The sequence below is a fragment of the Mycobacteroides chelonae CCUG 47445 genome (genome assembly GCF_001632805.1).
GTDB lineage: Bacteria > Actinomycetota > Actinomycetes > Mycobacteriales > Mycobacteriaceae > Mycobacterium > Mycobacterium chelonae.
Window position 1 is genome coordinate 3,095,162 of record NZ_CP007220.1, and the last position, 20,041, is coordinate 3,115,202.

Sequence of the window (20,041 nt, forward strand, 5' to 3'; positions counted from 1 at the left end):
CTATGGTTAGGGGTATGACGGAACGGGTATCGCAGCTGGACTACTTCAGGGCGGCGTTCGAGCTGCTCGCTCAGGGCGGGAAGACCGCATTGACGACGACAGGGGTGTGCCGCCGCCTGAGCGTCACCACCGGCTCCCTGTACCACCACTTCGGCAGCGGCGCGGAGTTCTACAAGGCCGTCATCGACCACTGGGAAAACGAGGTCACCCCCGCGCAACGCCAGCGTGTCGACGCAGTGACCGATCCCCGTGAGCGGCTCGCGGTGTTGGAGCAGACGGCCCGCGACGCGGATCACGAAGCCGAAAAGGCGATTCGTGCATGGGCCGCCACCGACCGCTATGTCGCCGCCGCCATGCAACGGGTCGACCAGATTCGGCACAAGCATCTGACAAAGAGCTACATCGAAGCCGGCTTCGATCCGGTCCGGGCGGACACACTGGCCCGCATCGGATTCAGCATTCTGGTCGGCGCCCAGCAGATCGGCACCCAGGTGGACCGCAAGCGTCTCAACGCCGCGCTCGATGAGTACTCGGTCTGGATCAACTCACTGGTGCCTGCGGAGGCGACCACGTCCCGCTGACCTTGGTGTAGCGGGACATCAGCGCCAGGGCCTGGTCGGGAAAGAGTTCGCGGGGGAAGGCTTCACGCATTCCTGGCCGCGCGGAAAACAAGACCCCCACGGCGTTGTCGTTCACCACGATGTTCTTGATCTCGGCGTAGTCCCGTAAGACCATCAGCCGAGTGGTCAGAAATGATTGTCCGAGTAAGGCATTCGTCGTTGGGCGCAGTACCCAGAACGTGAACTCTGACGCCCCGAACTCGGCACGCTGCACCGTCCCGACAGGTATCGCCTGCATGGACAGCCGGGTACGAGAACGGATTCTCGACGCGATCAGCGCCGCCGCCGCAATCACCACGATCAGGATCACCACACCGGCGCCAGCCGCCACAAACACAAAGAAGAACGCGACGTACAACACGGCCCCGACGAGCAGAATCCAGACGCCCCGGGACCGTGCGACCGTCTGAAGCGCGCCCTTTGCAAGTTTGCCGCGTCCCTCTTCGGTGAGGACAACCTCGGTTCGGATGGGCGGCCCGCTCGCCAGGTCGTGATCGGTCATATCCCTCCCTCGATATCCCCCACAGCGTATCGACCGCTGGCCGCCCCAGCTGGCTTCGGTACGGTGGAATTCGATCCACTCCCAACGACGAGAGGTGTTCCATGCCCACTGTGGTGGCGTTCCTGTATCCCCAGCCCGACAAGCGCGACGAGGTTCGTGCCGCACTCCTGGAGACCATCCCCCAGGTTCACGACGAGGCGGGCTGCAATCTCTACTCTCTGCACGAGGCACACGATCGCTTCGTCTTCGTCGAGTCGTGGGCGAGCAACGAAGCACTCGCAGAGCATGGGAAGGCGCCGGCCGTCACCGCGATGTTCGGCAAGGTGGGGCCACTACTCAGTCAGGCGCCGGAAATCGTTGTCGCCGAAGCGCTTCCCGCAGGTGATCCGGCCAAGGGCGATCTGACCCACTGATATGGGCAAGCTGGATGGCAAGGTCGCGTTTATCACCGGCGCGGCCCGCGGCCAGGGCCGCGCCCACGCCATCAAGCTGGCATCCGAGGGAGCCAACGTCATCGCGGTGGACATCTGCGCACAGATACCTTCCGTGGAGTACCCGATGGCCACCGCGGAGGACCTCGACCTCACGGTCAAGGAGGTCGATGCCCTGGGGCGCGCCATCTCGGCACACGAAGCCGATGTGCGTGACCGGCAGGCGTTGCAAAGCGCCTTCGACGCCGGTGTCGAGGCCCTCGGACCGGTCGACATCGTGATTGCGAACGCCGGTATCGCCACCCTCACTCCCGAAAGCGGCGAGGACGGCTGGACCGACGTGCTCGACGTCAACCTCACCGGGGTGTATCACACGATCGAGGTGGCCCGGCCGTCGATGGTCGAGCGCGGCGCGGGCGGATCGATCGTGCTGACCAGCTCGGTGGCCGGCCTGACCGGCATGGTGATGAATACCCCCGGAGGGCTGGCCTATACCGCCGCCAAACACGGGCTGGTCGGGCTCATGCGGTCCTATGCGAACATGCTTGCGCCACACAGTATCCGGGTGAACACGATTCACCCGGGCGGTGTCGCGACCCCCATGCTGGTGAACCCGGTGACAGAAGAGCTGTTCGCCAACGGCGCGCCCGAAGGCATGTCCGATACCGGCCATGCCTTACCGGTGGTCCTCATGCCCGCCGAGGACATGGCCAACGCGGTGGCGTGGCTGGTGTCCGAGGATGCGCGGTACGTCACCGGCGTCGCACTCCCCGTCGATGCCGGGTTCACCAACAGGCGCTAAACATGGCACGGAGAAACCCCGCGGCACAAACCGCATACGGCCCCATGGCTATCGCAGCTATCGAGCAGCACGAGCCGCCCGGGTCCCGGATCGTCGACGACGACCTGGCGGCCCGAATCCTGCCCACCGGGTTGCGGTGGTTCGTCCGTGCCACCACATGGACGACGCTGCGAAACCTGTTGATCACGCTGGCGGAGAGAAGCGGCCAAGGCGCCTGGTCAATCTTCGTGTGCCGTAAGCGTTACATCGATGACCAGTTGGCCTCGTGGGCAGGCATTGCGGAAGCGGTCGTCAATTTGGGTGCGGGAATGGACAGCCGGGGATGCCGACTGTCCCGAACCTCATCGATACCGGTCTTCGAGGTCGATCAGCCAGTGAACATCGTGGCCAAGCGACGCGCGATCCAGCAGGCGGTCGGTGTTCTACCGCCGTCGGTCCACCTGGTGGCCGTCCACTTCCAGCATGACAATCTGTCCGACGCACTGCTGCGGGCCGGGCACGATCGCGCCTCACGCACCTTCTTCATCTGGGAGGGCGTCACGCAATACCTTTCCGAGCCCGCGGTTCGAGCGACGCTCGACTATCTGAGCACCGCCGCAACAGGCAGTCGCCTCGCCTTCACCTACGTGCAACGCGATTTCATGGACGGTTCGAACCTGTACGGAAACACCATGCTGTACAAACGTTTTCGGATGCGCAGCCAGGTATGGATGTTCGGTCTCTCCCCCGGCGCGGTGGCGCCACTGCTCGCCGAGTACGGCTGGCGAGTGCTCGAGGATGTCAGTGGCCCCGAATTCCAGACGCGTTATCTGGCACCCGCGGGACGCAGGCTCTCGACCACCGAACTCGAACGGACCGTGCTCGCGGAAAAGTCTTAGTCGACCGTCAACACGGTCGGTACGATCATGGGCTGGCGGCGGTAGGTCTCGCCGACCCATTTGCCAACCACACGCCGCACCGACTGCGCGATGCGGCCGGTATCGGTGACCGACTGTTCGGCAAGTGAATTCAACTCGGTGATCACCATCTCGGTCACCGGGTCCAGGGCCTTGGCGTCATCGGAGAATCCGCGCGAGAACAGCTCCGGCCTGCCGACCAGGCGCCCGTTGCTACGCACCACGACAGTGACCGCGATGAATCCGCCATTGCTCAAAACCAGGCGCTCGCCGACGGTGGCATCTGACACGTCACCATCGACCAGGCCGTGGACAAACATCTTGCCCACCGGAATCCGTCCCGCAATGCGCGCCCGCTCGTTGTGCAGGTCGACGCTTACGCCGTTTTCCGCCAACACGATCCGGTCTTCATCGACACCGGTCTTGACCGCAAGTTCGGCATTGGCACGCAGATGCCGCCAGGTGCCGTGCACCGGCATGACATTGCGCGGGCGTACCGCGTTGTAGAGGTAGAGCAGCTCCCCGGCATAGGCATGTCCCGAAACATGCACCCGCGCATGGGTGTTTGTCACAACCCGAGTGCCCACCTTCGCAAGCGAGTCAATGATGCCGTAGACGGCTTCCTCATTGCCCGGCACCAGCGATGACGACAAGATGACCAAATCGTCAGGAGTCAGGGTGATTTGGCGATGATCGCCACGAGCCATACGTGAGAGCGCAGCCATCGGCTCACCCTGTGTGCCGGTGGTAACCATCACAACGCGTTGCGGTGCAAGCTCGTTCGCGGCCTCTACATTAATCAGGTCGCGGTCCTCGACGTCGAGAAAGCCCAGATCGCGGGCGATACCCATGTTGCGCACCATCGATCGGCCCACGAGCGCGACACGGCGTCCGTGCGCCACCGAGGCATCGATGATCTGTTGCACCCGTGCCACATTGCTGGCGAAACACGCAATGATCACCCGGCCGCGCGCGGTCTCGATGAGCCGGTTCAGGGTGGGAGCGATCTCGCTCTCCGATGGACCTACTCCCGGCACCTCGGAGTTCGTGGAGTCGACGAGGAACAGGTCGACACCCCGATCACCCAATCCGGATAGCCCGGGCAGGTCGGTGGGACGGCGGTCCGGAGGCAGCGGATCAAGCTTGATATCGCCGGTGTGCAAGATGGTCCCGGCCTCGGTGTGTACGGCGATGGCGAGTGCGTCGGGAATCGAGTGGTTGACCGCGAAGTACTCGCATTCAAAGGCGCCGTGAGTGGACCGCTCGCCCTCCGCCACCTTGATAAACCGAGGGGTGATGCGGTGCTCGCGGCACTTGGCCTCGACCAACGCGAGCGTGAAAGCCGAACCCACCACTGGGATATCGGGGCGCATCTTGAGCAGGAAAGGGATGGCTCCGATGTGATCCTCGTGCGCATGGGTCAAGACCAGCGCCTCGACATCATCGAGACGATCTTCGATATGCCGGATGTCCGGAAGGATCAGGTCCACGCCGGGCTCGTCATGGCCGGGGAAAAGCACTCCACAGTCGATGATGAGGAGGCGCCCACGCAGCTCGAAAACCGTCATATTGCGGCCGATCTCGCTGATACCGCCGAGCGCGGTGACGCGCAATGCGCCATCGGCGAGCGGACCGGGCGCACGCAGATCTTCGGGTGGCGTTATCGGCACCTACAGCACCCCGGCAGCGCGCATATCCGCGGCCAATCCCTCGATCTGCTCCGGGCTCGGCGGAACGTTGGGCAGGCGGGGATCGCCAACATCGATGCCCTGCAACCGAAGCCCGGCCTTCACTGCTCCCACAGCTCCCAGTCGTCGGCACGCCTCGGTCACAGGCGCGATCTGCGCATTGAGCTTGCGGGCTGTTTCCACGTCGCCGGCGTTGTAGGCAACCAGCAGCTCACGCAACGGTCCGGCAACAAAATGCGATATGACACTGACGAATCCGACCGCTCCCACCGACAACCAGGGCAGGTTCAGGGGGTCGTCGCCCGAGTAGTAGACGAGATCGGTACCCGCGATGATCTGGGCACCGCCATGCAGATCGCCCTTGGCATCCTTGACAGCCACGATGTTCGGATGTGCCGCCAGCTCACGGATGACGTGGAAGTCGATGGGGATGACCGAGCGCGGTGGGATGTCGTACAAGATGACCGGGACGTTCACCGCATCCGCGACCGCGGTGAAGTGGGCAAGCAGCCCTGCCTGCGAGGGCCGCGAGTAGTAGGGGGTGACCACGAGCAGGCCATCGGCTCCGGCGGCCTCACACTCACGGGAGAGCTTGATGCTGTGCGCGGTGTCGTAAGTGCCGGACCCGGCGATGATGCGCGCGCGGTCGCCCACCGCGGCCACCACCTCACGCAGCAGGGTCAGCTTCTCGGCGTCGGACGTCACGGGAGACTCTCCGGTGGTGCCGGAGAGCACGAGGCCATCGCACCCGGCGTCGACCAGATGCGCGGCCAACCGGACCGCGGTGTCGACGTCAAGGGCGCCATCGGCATCGAAAGGAGTCACCATCGCGGTGAGCACGGTGCCGAGCCGCGCCACTGTTTCACCTGCTGTCACGGCATGAGAATACCCGCCTCGACCAAGCGGTTATCCCCCGGCGGCTGTGTTGTATCCCTCGGTTCTATCCCTCGTAGACCAGCGGAGAGATCGCGACCTCCGTACCGTCGGCCAGGGTCGCGATGTCGAAGTCACCAAAGATCGACGGCGCCAGGTCGGTGAGTTGGCGCAGACAAGCGATTGCGAGCCGACGAATCTCCACGTCGGCATGCTCGCTGGCGCGCATCGCGATGAAGTGTCGCCACGCCCGGTAGTTACCGGTGACGACGATGCGGGTTTCGGTGGCGTTGGGCAGCACAGACCGGGCCGCCTGTCGTGCCTGCTTACGCCGCAGCACGGCATTGGGAACGTCGGCAAGCTTGGATTCCAGCTTGTCCAGCAGTTCGACATAGGCAGCACGGCTCGCATCGGTGGCCTTGCGAACCAGCTCGACCAGCTCCGGGTCGTCCGCGACCGCGGGCGGCAGCACCACATTGGAGTCCGCTTCGGGCACGAACCGCTGGGAAAGCTGTGAGTACGAGAAGTGCCGGTGCCGGATCAGTTCGTGCGTACAGGACCGGGAGATACCGGTGATGTAAAAGGTGACCGTCGCGTGCTCCAACAGCGACAGGTGCCCCACTTCGATGACGTGACGCAGGTAGCTCTCATTGGTGGCGGTGCGCGGGTTGGGCTTGGACCAGCTCTGGTAACAGGCCCGGCCGGCGAATTCGACGAGTGCCGGGCCGCCATCGGCGTCGGTGCTCCAGTCGATGTCTTCCGGTGCGATGAAGTCGGTCTTAGCTATCAGCTGCACGCGCAGCGGCACGATCTCAGCCACGCGCAACACCCTATCGGCGGTCGCGGCCGGTCAGTCACCAAGAACGCTCCCGCCGCCATCTCAGCATGCATTCCGCAACTCACACCGCTAGCTTTGACATGTGCGCATCCTTGAATGGCAAACTGGCGATCGGGCTGAGCTGCAGGCGTTCATCCGCCCGTACCTCGTAGCCGGGTTCTGGTCGCGGGACGAGGTCGAAGAATCCGTCGCCGAATGGGTGGACGATTCCGGACAGATCGACCCCGAGGAGGCCGCCGCACTGGTCCACGAGATGTGGAACGAACGGCTGGCCGAACAGGCGGCATGGGCCGATACCGGCGACTATGGCCGACTTCAGTACACCTTCACTCAGCTGGAATCCGAGGGCATCCTCGCGCGTATGTGCTTCGCCTGCTGCACAACCTGCGCCACCTCTGAGATCGACTTCGAGCGCACCGTCAATCCCAACTCACCCGATTGGTATCACTACCACCAGTGGGCGTACACGTATTTCCACGAACAAGATGCGCTGCGCCTTGCCTCTGACGATCCGACTCTTTATCTGGGGTTCAGCGCGTTTCGTGCTCACCCCGAGTTACCGGCAGCGCTACTGGAGGCGTATCACCGGAACGACCCGGACGCGCAGGCCGAGGTACACGCACGCACCGATACTTTCGTCGGCCGGCGAATTGTACAGTTGGCGCAGCATTTCGGCCTGAACACATCGTGGTCCGGCTCGGGAAAGACAAGGATCGAGGTGCACGCCGATCAGTGGCGCAAACCGTTGCCGACCGGCTCCCAGCCAGCGCGATAGATGACACCCCTACGATCGGCCCCGTGAGCTCCTGGACGCTTGGACCCGAGAACGGCACCCTCATCCTGCACACCGGCGTCACCGGACCCGCAGCACGGATGGGGCACCGATTGACGCTCGCCATGGGGACGTGGACCGTCTCAGTCGAGGGACCCGATGAACGGCCGTCATCGGCCAGTGTCATCGTCGAGGTGGACTCGTTGCAGGTCGAGAGCGGCGAAGGCGGACTGACACCACTGTCGGCACCCGAGAAGATCATCGTGCGATCCAATGCGCTGAAGACTCTGAACGCCAAACGTTTTCCCCTCATCGAGTTTCGCGCGGAGACGATCACCAGAACAGCCGCGAACTACGGCATGCATGGTCCGCTGACGATCCATGGGGTCACACAGAGTGTCGACCTGGACCTCGCGGTCACCGATGACGGCGACGACCAGCTGCTGCGCCTCACTACGGAGATATCGCAGCGGGCGTACCAGGTGAAACCGTTCTCGATGGCGATGGGATCGCTGAAGGTCGCCGACCTGATCACCGTGTCGTTCGAAGCGCGCCGCCCAGCGCCCTGACCAAGTCGCCGCGCCTGCCGACCGCGACGGAACCCAGACCCAACCATGACGCCATACCGATCAGCTGCTCGGCAAGCGGCCCGGCGATGCGCGCCGGGTCCTGTCCCTGCTCGGCGAACGCGCCGATGACATTGAGCGTCCCGGCCGCACGGTCAGCCTTCAGATCGACCCTGCCGACCAAATGCCCGTCGAGCAGAAACGGCCAGACGTAGTAGCCGTACTGCCGCTTGGGTGCCGGCGTGTAGATCTCGATGCGATAGTGAAAGTCGAAGAGTCGCTCGACCCTGGGACGGAAGAAGATCAGCGGGTCGAACGGGCACAGCAACGCCGTACCTCGGTCGGCACGTGGAATCGTCTGCCCGGCAGCCAGATACGCTGGTGCGCTCCAGCCGTCGACGGCCACCCTCTCGACTTCCCCCGCCTCGACGAGCGCGGTCAGTGCCGGTTTGATCTGCCCCGCCGAGAGCCGGAAGTAGTCACGGATATCGGCCTCGGTTCCCACGCCCAGCGCACGCACCGCGCGGCGTGCGAGTTCCAGCACGGCCTCCTCATCGGAGATTTCGCGTTGGTAGATGTCAGCAGGAATCACCTTGTGCGCCAGCTGATAATGCCGCGAGAACCCGACGCGCTTGTCGGTGGTCAGCTCGCCCGAAGAGAATAAGGCTTCCGCGATCCACTTAGTCTCACTGCGATCCCACCATGGGCCCTTGCGGCTCGGCGCTTCCCGCTCCAGGTATGCCTCGATCTGCCCGGCGGTACACGGCCCGAGTTCGGCCACCGCGGCCAGCACCTCATCAACAAGGCCCGGGTTCTCCTCGACGAACTTTCGCGCCCATCGCCCATGCCGGTACTCGCGCATGCGCCAACGCATCAACGGCCAGTCCTGAATGGACATCAGCGCCGCCTCATGCGCCCAATACTCAATGAGCAGCCGAGGCGTACGCGCGCTGTGGCTCCAGGCAGCGTCATCAAGAAGTGAGCGGTCGTAGGGCCCGAGCCTGCTGAACACCGGGGCATAGTGGGCACGCACTGCCACGGATACCGAATCCAGTTGTAGTACCTGAATTCTGGAGATGAGCTTACGCAAGTGAGCACGGGTGACCGGGGTCGCTGGCACGTCGGTGAAGCCCTGCGCCGCAATCGCGATGCGACGCGCCTGCACGATGCTCAACCCTGACCGGCTCACCGGGCTCCCACGAGGCGGGCCAACCAATCGGCGTCGGAAGGGTCGACCATCTCCCCTGAACTGTCGATGACACCAGGGACACCGCCCAGACCGTGGTCGGTCAGCTGCTGCTCATTGCCCGCCGTCCGCTGCCGATCGGTATCGGTGACCTGAAGTGACGAAATCTCGTGCAGGACATCGCCCGTCACTCCGGCACCGGCAGCGATCTCGCTGATCTGCAGATTGGTGAGGTTCCCCACGCCTTCGACCGGTTGCCTCCGGAACATCTCCCCAATGAAGCCCAGAATCACGGCATCGGCCGCACCCGCCCTGTCGATCAGGAACAACGCGGCCGACGCCCGCGATGAGTAGTCACCGCTGGCCGAGATCGGGTCCAGAAAGCTCACCGGTCTATAGGTCACCTGCAGGCGCCCCTCGGTGACGTATTTCGTGATCTCCTCGCCGTAGTCGGCTTCGAATCGCTGACAAAACGGGCATTGGAAGTCGACGAACACCGTAATCCCCGCTGCGACATCCCCCGCACCGCCCACCGTCACACCGGCACCTTGGCTACTGCCCCAGCCCGCGGCGGCGGCGGGGGCCGACCCGGTTCCGTCAACGACGCGTGTGCAGCCGGTAAGCGCCAGCACCGCGGCGGTCATCACAATGACCACTCGGAGGAGCGCATGCCTCACACGTCGACCTTCCGGTAACTCAGGAACTGGTATCGCAACCCGGATTCACTTGTCTGCCAATCATTTCCCTCCAGCAACCAGCTCTCGTCGAGCTCCGGTGCGAGGGCATCGCCCGGCACATCGGCGTCCACCACCGTCACCTCGCATCGCTGCGCCAACGGCAGGAAAAGCCGGTAGATCTCGCCGCCTCCAATGACCCACGGCGCCTCATCGGAGGCAGCCAGCGCAGCGTCCGCACAGCCGACAGCCAACGCTCCGTCCGGTTCGAACAACGCATCGCGGGTCAACACAATATTGGGCCGTCCCGGCAACGGCCGGACACTGGAGGGCAGTGATTCCCAGGTCTTGCGGCCCATGATCACCGTGTGTCCCATAGTGATTCGCTTGAAGCGCGCTTGATCTTCCGGTAGCCGCCACGGTATGGCGCCATCCGCACCGATGACGCCGTCACGGGATTGTGCCCAGATCAGCCCGATGGTCCCCGTCATACCGCGACAGGCGCCTTGATGGCCGGGTGGTGCTGATAGTTCTCGACCGTGACATCTTCGTACTCGTAATCGAATATCGAATCACGCTGCGCCAGAACAAGCCGGGGATACGGATAGGGATCGCGACTGAGCTGTTCGGTGACCTGCTCGATGTGGTTGTCGTAGATATGGCAGTCGCCGCCGGTCCATACGAAGTCGCCCACGCCGAGCCCTGCCTGCGCCGCCATCATGTGGGTGAGCAGCGCATAGCTGGCGATGTTGAACGGAACGCCGAGAAACAAATCGGCACTGCGCTGATACAGCTGACAGCTCAGCTTGCCGTCCGCGACATAGAACTGAAAGAACGCGTGACACGGCGGCAACGCCATCTGCGGGATCTCGCCCACGTTCCAGGCCGAGACGATGTTGCGGCGCGAATCGGGATCGGTGCGCAGCAGGTCGAGCGCGGCACTGATCTGGTCGATGTGCTCGCCCGAGGGGGTGGGCCACGATCGCCACTGCACCCCGTACACCGGACCCAGCTCCCCCGTCTCCGATGCCCACTCATCCCAGATGGTGACCCCGCGCTCTTGGAGCCAACGGACATTGGATTCGCCGCGCAGGAACCACAGCAGCTCGTAGATCACCGACTTCAGGTGGACTCGCTTGGTGGTGATCAGGGGGAAGCCCTCGTCCAGTCGGTAGCGCAGCTGGTGGCCGAAGACGCTGCGGGTACCGGTGCCGGTGCGATCCGACTTCGGCGTGCCCTGGTCGAGCACGAGACGCAACAGATCCTCGTAAGGAGTGGGAACCGGCACGCAGCTAGCTTACGTTGCGGCCATGACGATCCCCGGCCTCCGACGCACAGAGAGCGCAGCGCCCTTTATCGGATCGCGAGCCCGTGGACCCGCGCGACGATATCTGTGCGCAGCGCGGCCGCCTGGTCGTCGGTAAGCGACGCGGCGGGAAATTTACACACGATGGTGAACTCATCGCCGATCGAGTAGACCTCGTAACGGGACGCCTGCGGCGCGGGCACTCCGCCCGCGATGGTGGCCGGTGGCGTGGTCAGCTGGGCGTCAAAGTCTTCCAGGATCACGTCCTGCGGCAAGGGCGGGATGGGCAGTACACCGGGGTTGGTAATACGGATGAATGGTCCATAACCGCCCGTCAAAACGCCATCGGCGATGTGATGGACGCTTTGCACAAGAAAACCCGTGTCGATGTCCTCATGAATTTGACGCGCCACCTCAGCGCCGATCTGCACGGGGTCGTCATTCCTGCGGACCATTACCTGACTGCGCGCGATCATGATTCCGTTGGCGATCTCGCCGAGTTCGGCGGGTGGCGTCAGATGGCGGCGATAGTCCACGAGCGATTCGAAGCCGAGGTTCACCGGCTCGTCGGCGTCCACGGAGATCAACGCGCGTTCCGCGAGCGCGATCACACCCGTGATGAGTGTGTTCACGGTGGTCTGACGTTGCCGCGCCGCGGTCCGCAATGCGGCGGAGATCTCCGGATCGAAGCGCTGCTTCCACCCCAGCACGGGGGCTGAGACGGCGGTGGATTCCTGCTGTCGGCCACCCCAGGACGTAGCGCCGAACCAATGCTTGTCCGGGAGAGTGGTGCGCACAAGCCCCCGGCTCTCCATTGCGTACTCCGGCGCCACAGGAATCGGCTGGCGCTGTGGATGTGGAATCTCCCCGGCCGTCACGATCTGGGTATAGAGCTCCCACAGTTCGTAGAAGTAGACATAGCTCAGGCGCGCATCGGCGATCGAATGATCTACTCCCACCGCGACGGCGTGACCTGCTTCCCTGGGATGGACCAGGATCGCGAAGGTTCCGTCGTCGAGCGACAACACCGGAAGTGTCGCGACATCGGCCAGCGGCTCAGTCCGCAGGGCCACCACAGCGTCACCCACAGGCTCGGTGGTTACCCGAAAACGTCGGCCGACCGGGTCGACTCGGGCCGCGAGGAACGGATGCTTGTGCTGCAAAGCCGTCGCCGCCGCACGCAGTGCGGATATATCCAGATCGCCCCGCAACCAGGCCACATACCAAATGGTTGTGTACTTGCGCAGATGGTTCAATTCCGATTCTGCCACCGAGAGCATCCGGTGAATATCGACAGTATCGGTCGCGGGTATCGTGGCGTTCAAAGTTGTTTCCGATTTCATGTGGACTGAATAGATAAGCCACAATCTATGTCCAGTGCGTGGATGCCTGGCGCCACCAGAGATTCCATTCGATTAACTTCGCGTAATCTCTGAAATCCGATATAACAGACTATGTCGAATATGACAGATTCGAATTTGCCACTGAATTATCAGAGTCCGTTATGACGAACCCCGGGACCGGTGGCTCAACCTGCCGCCCAGTCCATGCAGCGAACGCAATATCGAGCGCAGCGCGTAGAAACCGGCCACCAGCGTCAGCGCCAGCATGACCAGGAACATGACCAGCCAGTTGCTCCGGGTGTGCTCGACGTTCCACCAGATCACGGTGAACAGAACAGCGCCGACGAACACGAGAACGTCACGCCAGCCACCGCCGTACGACAGCGCGGCCTCGCGCAGCGATCGGCCGCGATCACTACTGACAACGAGATCATCGATCCGCTGATCGATCATGCGCTGGAACGCCGCGCGTCGTTCTGTCTGTTCCTCGGGGATGCGGTCGAGCAGGTCGAGATCCTTGGCGATCAAACCCCGGATGTCCGGCGGTTTCAGATTGCCCGCGACTGCCCCGAGCAGTGCGCCACCGGCAATGGGTGCTGCCCCCAGGGCAAGTTCGGCAAGTCCGGGCATACCAGTCTCCTCATTGCATCAAGATCGCGGCGAGCGTGCCGCCAAGGTTATAGGCCTGCTCGCGCACGGATGCGTCGATCGGCCCGACCACCTCGAGCGCGTCGGCTGCTTTCTCCAGTGCGAGCCCGGTCGCGATCCTGTCCACCGCGGACACCGCGCCGATTGTGTCGTTGTTGCCGTGCACCCATAGTCCGTAGGGACGTGTGGCGACATGATCCAGACTCGGGTAGTAGACGGTGTCGAAGAAATGCTTGAGGGCGCCGGACATGTATCCGAAATTCGCGGTGGTGCCAAACAGGTAGCCGTCAGCATCCAGCATGTCGGTAATCGTGGCGGCAAGAGCGGGCCTGATCACGACCTCAACTCCGGAGATCTCAGGGTCCTTCACGCCCGCCAACACCGCTTCCAGCAGTTCTCGCGTGGCCGGCGACGGCGTGTGGTGAACGATCAGCAGACGACTCATCCGGCCGCGTCCTGCTGCATCTGCACGGCGGTGCGCATCGTCTCGCGGGCGCGACCCCGATCCCCCGCATAGTCATATGCGCGAGCCAGCCGATACCACCCCACCCAGTCGTCGGGTTCGGCCTCAACCTCTGCTTTGACCGTCGCGAAGAGAGCGTCGGCGTCCTCACGATTGACACGTCCCGACGGCGTCCTGCGCAGAGCACTCACGTCGAGATCGCGCCCCAACTCGGAGGCCAGACTCGCGAGCCGTTGATGTGCGAAGCCCGCGCGCAGAGTGGCGACCATCGCCCATAGTCCGATGAACGGAAGGATCAGCACGGCAAGACCCAGGCCGATCGCCGCCGGTTTCCCGGTGCCGATCAATGTGACGCCCATACGGCCCAGGATCAGGAAGTACCCGACCATCGCCGCGCACATGAACGCGATGAGGATCTTGACCCGGGCTGCGGCGGACACTACAGCTCCAGCAGGGGCTCGATGCCGATCGTGAGGCCAGGCCGCGCGGCGACATTGCGCACGGCCAGCAGCACGCCCGGCGCGAACGACGACCGGTCGATGCTGTCGTGGCGGATGGTCAATGTCTCGCCGGTGGTTCCGAACAACACTTCCTGATGGGCGACGAGTCCGGCGACTCGCACCGCGTGGACCCGCACCCCGTCGACATCGGCGCCACGCGCCCCCTCGATCCCCGTGCTGGTGGCATCGGGGCTCGGCGGCAATCCCTTGCGCGCCTCGGCGATCAAACGTGCCGTTCGCATCGCTGTCCCGGAGGGGGCGTCTGCCTTGTTGGGGTGGTGCAGCTCGATGACCTCGACCGACTCGAAGAATCGGGCAGCCTGCTGCGCGAACTTCATCGACAGAACGGCGCCGATCGCGAAGTTCGGAGCGATAAGCACCGCCGTGCCCGGGCTATCGGCCAGCCAGGCCCGCACCTGATCCAAGCGTTCGTCGGTGAAACCCGTAGTACCGACAACGGCGTGAATACCGTTGCTTATCAAGAACTTCAGATTGTCCATGACGACATCGGGATGGGTGAAGTCGATGACGACGCGGGCCGCGGTAAGCGCCTCCAGCGGGTCGTCTTTGTCGACGGCGGCCACCAGGTCAAGATCCCCGGCGGCCTCAACGGCCTGACACATGGCCTGGCCAACCTTGCCCTGCGCTCCGAGCACTCCGGTCGCGATATTAGTCACGCCGGTCACCCTAATCCCCGGTGCCGAGAGGGCACAGATGACGCCCGACTAAGAGCGACACAGTCATCCGCCCGGTCAATGGCGATGTTGCCGCACCAAGGAAAGTTCACCAGGACGACACCGGGCGTCTACCCGAGCTACGCTACGTCTATCGGTCGATCGATTTGCCAGGCGATGATGTCAACTCCTGGTTGAGGCTTTTTTCGATCGGGCAATCGAGTGTAATTTTGCCCAGTCGAGCAACCAACTGTGACGGTAGTCACGACTCTGGCAACCATTTGCCGGGGTCACGCAACGCTCTCAGGTTCCTCTCAGAAACATATCTCTAGCTGCGATACCTCCAGTTTGAGGCCCACACTGGTACTCTGAAGCCCATGTCGGGCCGCAAGCGATACATGCGCGCAGGGGGCGTCGCGATCGCTCTTCTTGCGGCCCTGTGCTTCCTTGGCCCTGCCACACATGGGCAGATGTTCGGATGGCGAGCAGCCATCATCGGAACTTCGCCAGCATCGAACCTGCTGCCCGAGGAAGTCCACGAGCACGTCAAGAGTCCTGTCAGCGCGACCGCTACACGGATCCGCCAGCAACCTGGCTCGATACCCGTTCCGGCCGCGTTCGTGATGACAGCACTGTTGGGCGCCACTCTCTTGGCGCTCTTGGTGTCGCGGGGGTTCGTTTTCTCACGAGCACCCGACAATTTGGGACGACAACGCCTTATCACCATTGGAATAGATCGACGCTGAGCAGTCGCCGTGACGGCAAAGAAGCCGCCATACGCGTCTCACCCACCCATCTATCCACTCTGTCGCGCACGCGCATCTAGTCGCAGCTGCAGCGACCCCTCTTCCCGATAGGGCTTACTGTCATGACGACTTCCGTCACCGAGCAGGCTTCGAAGCCGTCGTTACTGCAGAATCTGCGGCACGACCTCCCCGCCTCCCTCGTCGTTTTCCTCGTCGCGCTGCCACTTTCTCTGGGTATCGCGATCGCCTCCGGCGCCCCGCTGATGGCGGGTCTGATCGCTGCTGTGGTCGGTGGCATTGTCGCCGGTGCCATTGGCGGATCACCACTGCAGGTCAGCGGTCCGGCCGCCGGCCTGACCGTGGTGGTGGCCGAGATCATCAACAAGTTCGGCTGGCAGATGACCTGCCTGATCACCATTGGTGCGGGCTTGCTGCAGATCCTGTTCGGCCTGAGCCGGATCGCCCGCGCCGCACTGGCCATCGCGCCGGTCGTGGTGCACGCCATGCTCGCCGGCATCGGTGTGACCATCGCTTTGCAACAGGTCCACGTTCTCATGGGCGGCTCATCGCGAAGCTCCGCGTGGCAGAACCTGAAGGCGCTGCCCCAGGGGATCCTGAATCACCATCTGCCCGATGTGATCATCGGCGTCATGGTCATTGCGATCTTGCTGCTCTGGCCAAAGCTGCCGCCCAAGATTCGCATGATCCCCGGCGCCCTGGTGGCAATCGTGGTCGCGACCGCCTTCGCGGTCCTGACCAACTCCCCGGCCGAGCGGATCTCCCTGTCGGGCGACTTCTTTGACGCGATCAGTTTCCCGACCCTGATCGGTCCGGCCGACGGAGACTGGGCCGGAGTGCTTTTGGGCGTGCTGACCATCGCCTTGATCGCGAGTGTCGAGTCGCTGTTGTCCGCGGTCGCCGTCGATAAACTGCATACCGGTCCGCGCACCAACTTCGATCGCGAGATGATCGGTCAGGGCAGCGCCAACGTGGCCTCGGGCTTCCTGGGCGGCTTGCCTATCACCGGCGTGATCGTGCGCAGCTCGACCAACGTGGCCGCGGGCGCCAAGACTCGTGCCTCATCGATCCTGCACGGTGTGTGGGTGTTGTTGTTCGCCTCGCTGTTCAGCAGCGTGGTGCAGCTCATTCCCAAGGCCGCCCTGGCCGGTCTGCTGATCATCATCGGCGTCCAGTTGGTCAAGTTGGCCCACATGAAGCTGGCTTGGCGCACAGGCGATCTGGCGGTCTACGCGGTGACCATCGTGTCCGTGGTGTTCCTCAACCTGCTCGAAGGCGTGGGCATCGGACTCGTGGTGGCCATCGGCATCTTGGTGGGCCGGGTCATGCGGGCACACATGGACGCCCGCCCGTTCGGCACCGAGGGATCGCGGCAGTGGCATGTCGAGCTCGACGGCACCCTGAGCTTCCTGTCGCTGCCCCGGCTGACCAAGACCCTCAGCACGGTTCCCCCCGGCGCGCATGTCACGCTGGCCATCAACGCCGACTACGTCGACCACGCCATCTCGGAGGCCATCTCCGACTGGAAGCGTGCTCATGAGGCTGCCGGCGGCACCGTGATGATCGTCGAGTCCTCACACGCCAAGCTGCACCACGCCCACACCACCCGGCCACAGCGGCATTTCGTTTCGCGCGCTGTCGGTCTGGTTCCGTGGCGGTCGTGGCGACGCAGCGACGACAACGGCGTGGGCGCATCGATCATCGATGGCATCAACGAGTACAACAGCCGCGGCTCGGGTGCGCTGCGACCGCATGTGTCCGAACTGGCCGACTACCAGGATCCCGATGCACTCTTCCTCACCTGTGGCGATTCGCGCATCCTGCCCAATGTCATCACGGCCAGTGGACCGGGCGACCTGTTCACGATCCGCAATGTCGGAAATGTGGTGCCCACCGATCCAGCCGATGGCTCGGTGGACGCATCCCTGGACTTCGCCATCAACCAGCTGAACGTGAGTTCGGTTGTGGTGTGCGGGCATTCCTCATGCGGCGCGATGAAGGCACTGCTGTCCGAGTCGACCGAAGCACCGACCACTCCGGTGGGACGCTGGCTCGACTATGCCCGCGACAGCCTCATCGCCTTCCAGGAACACCACCCTGCACGCACCAGCGCAGAGGCACACGGGTTCAACGAAGTCGACCAGCTCGGTGTCGTGAATGTGGCGATCCAGGTGGAACGTCTTATCCACCACCCGATTCTGGCCGGGGCCGTGGTGTCCGGGCGGGTTCGCGTGGTCGGCACGTTCTTCAACATCGCCGAAGCGCACGTCTACGAGGTGGATGAGAACGGGATCGTGGGCCAGGACGGCAACACGAACGACATCGTCGAGGACCCGGCGCCGGCAACCAGCTGAGCGGCGACGCCTACAAAGGGGCTCCCCCACGTAGGTGCTCGAAGATCAATGACGTCTGCGTGCCCGCGACATCGGGCTGTGCGTTGAGTTTCTCAACCACGAAGGACCTGAGGTCCTCGGTGTCGCGGGCCGCCACGTGCAGGATGTAGTCGTCGGCACCCGCCAGGAAGTACACGTCGATGACCTGTGGCAGCTGACGTATGTCCCGGATGAAAGTACGGATCTTTCCGCGCGCGTTGGCCTGCAGACTCACCGAAATCATGGCTTGCAGAGGCCGTCCGACGGCGGCCGGGTCGACATCGGTGAAGAATCCACGGATCACCCCGGTTTCTTGCAGGCGCCGCACCCGCCCGTGACACGTCGATGCCGCGATCCCCACGGCCTCGGCAAGCGCACTGTTGGGTATACGTGCATCGTCATGCAGTTCCCTCAGAATGCGGCGGTCGACGTCATCAAGATCCACGCGCCGAACATCATTCGGCGCGGTTGGCATGTCGTACCGAGATTCCGGTGATTTCGCGGTCATTTATGGAATGTACCGAATCTTCCACATAATTATTGCGCCTTTACCGACGCTTCTTCACACTTGAACACGAGACTTAGTTCCGAAACAGGAGAGCATCATGCGTGTAGGCATCCCTACCGAAATCAAGAACAACGAGTTCCGCGTAGCTACTACCCCGGCCGGTGTGGCCGAGCTGACCCGCCGTGGCCACGAGGTGATCATCCAGGCCGGCGCGGGTGAAGGCTCTTCGATATCCGATGTAGATTTCAAAGCCGCTGGCGCGCAGGTCATCAACGGTGCTGAACAGGTCTGGGCCGAAGCCGATCTGCTCCTCAAGGTCAAGGAACCGATCGAGCCCGAGTACTCCCTGATGCGTCGGGGACAGACTCTCTTCACCTACCTGCACCTGGCCGCATCCCTGCCCTGCACCGAGGCGCTGCTGAAGTCGGAAACCACATCGATCGCTTACGAGACCGTGCAAACCGCCGACGGTGCACTCCCCCTGCTGGCCCCGATGAGTGAGGTGGCGGGGCGGCTCTCCGCGCAGGTCGGGGCCTACCATCTGATGACCCCGGTGGGCGGCCGCGGTGTGGTGATGGGGGGCGTTCCGGGCGTCGGCCCCGCCGACGTGGTCGTCATCGGTGGTGGTGTCGCCGGATACAACGCCGCGCGGATCGCCGCCGGAATGGGTGCTCATGTCACGGTTTTCGATGTGAACCTCAACAAGCTGCGCGAACTGGATGCCGAATTCGGCGGCACGATCCGCACCCGCTACTCGTCCACCATGGACCTGGAGGGGGCCGTCAAGCGGGCCGACCTGGTGATCGGCGCGGTGCTCATTCCTGGCGCCAAGGCACCTAAGCTCGTATCGAATTCGCTTGTCGCTCAGATGAAGCCGGGCTCGGTGCTCGTGGACATCGCCATCGACCAGGGCGGTTGCTTCGCGGACTCCCGGCCCACCACACACGACGAGCCGACCTATTCGGTGCATGACAGCGTGTTCTACTGCGTGGCGAACATGCCCGGCGCCGTGCCCCGCACATCCACCTTCGCCTTGACCAACGCCACCATGCCGTACGTCTTGGCGCTCGCGGACAAGGGCTGGCAGCAGGCCTGCCGACAGGATGCCGCACTGGCCAAGGGGCTCTCGACGCACGAGGGTGCCCTGCTGAATGCGCACGTCGCCGAGGATCTCGGGCTGCTCTTCACCGATCCCGCAAAGGTTCTCGTCTAGCGCAGCTCGCCCTGTTCGTAGCTGACAAACGAGATCACGTTGCCGTCCAGGTCACGGACATGGAAATCCGTTCCACCCCAGGGTTGTTTGGTCGGGGCCTGGGCGATCAGCGCGCCACGGTCACTGAATTCGTCGAACAGCGGCCAGACGTCTGGCACTTCGATCCCACCCAGGATCAAGGAGTTTTCCGAGGCCGCAAGGTCGGCGAAGTTCGGTCGGCGAACAAAGCGTAGGTGCAGGCACACCTGGTCTCGCGACACAGCGCCGTAGAACGGCGGTGTGCCGTGGAGAAAGTCGACTGCGAATCCGAGTGTCGTTCTCAAGTACTCCGCGCTCGCGGAGACGTCGCGGACGAACAAGACCGGAATAAAGGACTTCATGTGCATCTGGTCCTTCAGAGCC

At 63.6% G+C, this 20,041-nt stretch carries 24 protein-coding genes; 9 read left to right on the top strand and 15 right to left on the bottom strand.

Annotated features, from left to right (window positions below; genetic code table 11):
* Positions 1-14: 14 nt before the first annotated feature.
* Entirely contained in the window at positions 15-581 is a 567-nt protein-coding gene (locus BB28_RS15250; protein ID WP_046254107.1) for a TetR/AcrR family transcriptional regulator, read from the top strand.
* Here the strand turns inward: BB28_RS15250 and BB28_RS15255 are convergent.
* Positions 541-1,122 (bottom strand): hypothetical protein, encoded by a 582-nt coding sequence (locus BB28_RS15255; RefSeq protein ID WP_046254108.1) that lies wholly within the window; start codon positions 1,120-1,122, stop codon positions 541-543. The genes BB28_RS15250 and BB28_RS15255 overlap by 41 nt on opposite strands.
* A 101-nt stretch (positions 1,123-1,223) precedes the next feature.
* On the opposite strand from BB28_RS15255, the gene BB28_RS15260 reads away from it, so the two are divergent.
* From BB28_RS15260 to BB28_RS15270, 3 genes are read left to right on the top strand one after another with little or no spacing between them, the layout of a single operon-like run.
* The gene (locus BB28_RS15260; RefSeq protein WP_030093874.1) at positions 1,224-1,535 is read left to right on the top strand and encodes a putative quinol monooxygenase; all 312 of its coding nucleotides are present in this window, start codon (positions 1,224-1,226) and stop codon (positions 1,533-1,535) included.
* Position 1,536: 1 nt separating this feature from the next.
* Positions 1,537-2,355: a mycofactocin-coupled SDR family oxidoreductase gene (locus BB28_RS15265; protein ID WP_046254109.1), complete on the top strand. Its 819-nt coding sequence runs from the start codon at positions 1,537-1,539 to the stop codon at positions 2,353-2,355.
* A 2-nt stretch (positions 2,356-2,357) separates the two neighbouring features.
* Entirely contained in the window at positions 2,358-3,233 is an 876-nt protein-coding gene (locus tag BB28_RS15270; RefSeq protein ID WP_046254110.1) for an SAM-dependent methyltransferase, read from the top strand.
* Here BB28_RS15270 and BB28_RS15275 read toward each other — a convergent pair.
* From BB28_RS15275 to thyX, 3 genes are all read right to left on the bottom strand, one after another.
* Complete coding sequence (locus BB28_RS15275; RefSeq protein ID WP_046254111.1) at positions 3,230-4,921, bottom strand: ribonuclease J; 1,692 nt, start codon at positions 4,919-4,921, stop codon at positions 3,230-3,232. The two genes, BB28_RS15270 and BB28_RS15275, sit on opposite strands and share 4 nt — an antisense overlap.
* A complete protein-coding gene (gene dapA / locus BB28_RS15280; protein WP_075874262.1) occupies positions 4,922-5,797 on the bottom strand; it encodes a 4-hydroxy-tetrahydrodipicolinate synthase in 876 nt (291 codons plus the stop codon).
* Positions 5,798-5,879: 82 nt separating this feature from the next.
* Positions 5,880-6,632, bottom strand: a complete 753-nt coding sequence (gene thyX, locus BB28_RS15285; RefSeq protein ID WP_030093879.1) for an FAD-dependent thymidylate synthase — start codon at positions 6,630-6,632, stop codon at positions 5,880-5,882.
* Between the two features lie 100 nt (positions 6,633-6,732).
* Between thyX and BB28_RS15290 the strand changes: the two genes are divergently transcribed.
* Entirely contained in the window at positions 6,733-7,425 is a 693-nt protein-coding gene (locus tag BB28_RS15290; protein WP_052740248.1) for a DUF6891 domain-containing protein, read from the top strand.
* 23 nt (positions 7,426-7,448) lie between these two features.
* Positions 7,449-7,991: a YceI family protein gene (locus tag BB28_RS15295; protein ID WP_046254112.1), complete on the top strand. Its 543-nt coding sequence runs from the start codon at positions 7,449-7,451 to the stop codon at positions 7,989-7,991.
* Here BB28_RS15295 and BB28_RS15300 read toward each other — a convergent pair.
* From BB28_RS15300 to dapB, 9 genes are all read right to left on the bottom strand, one after another.
* A complete protein-coding gene (locus tag BB28_RS15300; protein ID WP_109550700.1) occupies positions 7,954-9,177 on the bottom strand; it encodes a winged helix-turn-helix domain-containing protein in 1,224 nt (407 codons plus the stop codon). The two genes, BB28_RS15295 and BB28_RS15300, sit on opposite strands and share 38 nt — an antisense overlap.
* Positions 9,174-9,818, bottom strand: coding sequence for a DsbA family protein (locus tag BB28_RS15305; RefSeq protein ID WP_046255875.1), 645 nt, complete (start codon positions 9,816-9,818; stop codon positions 9,174-9,176). Before BB28_RS15305 ends, BB28_RS15300 begins: the two co-directional genes overlap by 4 nt.
* Before the next feature lie 29 nt (positions 9,819-9,847).
* Positions 9,848-10,339, bottom strand: a complete 492-nt coding sequence (locus BB28_RS15310) for a dihydrofolate reductase (RefSeq protein WP_046254113.1) — start codon at positions 10,337-10,339, stop codon at positions 9,848-9,850.
* Entirely contained in the window at positions 10,336-11,136 is an 801-nt protein-coding gene (locus BB28_RS15315; protein ID WP_030093885.1) for a thymidylate synthase, read from the bottom strand. Before BB28_RS15315 ends, BB28_RS15310 begins: the two co-directional genes overlap by 4 nt.
* 65 nt (positions 11,137-11,201) lie before the next feature.
* Positions 11,202-12,497: a phthiocerol/phthiodiolone dimycocerosyl transferase family protein gene (locus BB28_RS15320; protein ID WP_418038012.1), complete on the bottom strand. Its 1,296-nt coding sequence runs from the start codon at positions 12,495-12,497 to the stop codon at positions 11,202-11,204.
* A gap of 159 nt (positions 12,498-12,656) precedes the next feature.
* Positions 12,657-13,127 (bottom strand): hypothetical protein, encoded by a 471-nt coding sequence (locus BB28_RS15325; RefSeq protein WP_046254114.1) that lies wholly within the window; start codon positions 13,125-13,127, stop codon positions 12,657-12,659.
* Between the two features lie 10 nt (positions 13,128-13,137).
* The gene (locus BB28_RS15330; RefSeq protein WP_046254115.1) at positions 13,138-13,590 is read right to left on the bottom strand and encodes a flavodoxin family protein; all 453 of its coding nucleotides are present in this window, start codon (positions 13,588-13,590) and stop codon (positions 13,138-13,140) included.
* Positions 13,587-14,048: a hypothetical protein gene (locus BB28_RS15335; protein WP_046254116.1), complete on the bottom strand. Its 462-nt coding sequence runs from the start codon at positions 14,046-14,048 to the stop codon at positions 13,587-13,589. Before BB28_RS15335 ends, BB28_RS15330 begins: the two co-directional genes overlap by 4 nt.
* Positions 14,048-14,776: a 4-hydroxy-tetrahydrodipicolinate reductase gene (dapB, locus tag BB28_RS15340; RefSeq protein WP_162269720.1), complete on the bottom strand. Its 729-nt coding sequence runs from the start codon at positions 14,774-14,776 to the stop codon at positions 14,048-14,050. Before dapB ends, BB28_RS15335 begins: the two co-directional genes overlap by 1 nt.
* 476 nt (positions 14,777-15,252) lie before the next feature.
* Between dapB and BB28_RS25580 the strand changes: the two genes are divergently transcribed.
* The gene (locus tag BB28_RS25580; RefSeq protein WP_044104072.1) at positions 15,253-15,528 is read left to right on the top strand and encodes a hypothetical protein; all 276 of its coding nucleotides are present in this window, start codon (positions 15,253-15,255) and stop codon (positions 15,526-15,528) included.
* A 122-nt stretch (positions 15,529-15,650) separates the two neighbouring features.
* Complete coding sequence (locus tag BB28_RS15350) at positions 15,651-17,900, top strand: SulP family inorganic anion transporter (protein ID WP_046254117.1); 2,250 nt, start codon at positions 15,651-15,653, stop codon at positions 17,898-17,900.
* 10 nt (positions 17,901-17,910) lie between these two features.
* Here BB28_RS15350 and aldR read toward each other — a convergent pair whose 3' ends face one another.
* Positions 17,911-18,426 (bottom strand): HTH-type transcriptional regulator AldR, encoded by a 516-nt coding sequence (gene aldR / locus BB28_RS15355; protein ID WP_046254118.1) that lies wholly within the window; start codon positions 18,424-18,426, stop codon positions 17,911-17,913.
* A 97-nt stretch (positions 18,427-18,523) separates the two neighbouring features.
* Here aldR and ald point away from each other — a divergent pair, with 97 nt between their 5' ends.
* A complete protein-coding gene (gene ald / locus BB28_RS15360) occupies positions 18,524-19,639 on the top strand; it encodes an alanine dehydrogenase (RefSeq protein WP_046254119.1) in 1,116 nt (371 codons plus the stop codon).
* On the opposite strand, the gene BB28_RS15365 is transcribed toward ald, so the two are convergent.
* A complete protein-coding gene (locus BB28_RS15365) occupies positions 19,636-20,019 on the bottom strand; it encodes a VOC family protein (RefSeq protein ID WP_052740250.1) in 384 nt (127 codons plus the stop codon). The genes ald and BB28_RS15365 overlap by 4 nt on opposite strands.
* Positions 20,020-20,041: the final 22 nt, after the last annotated feature.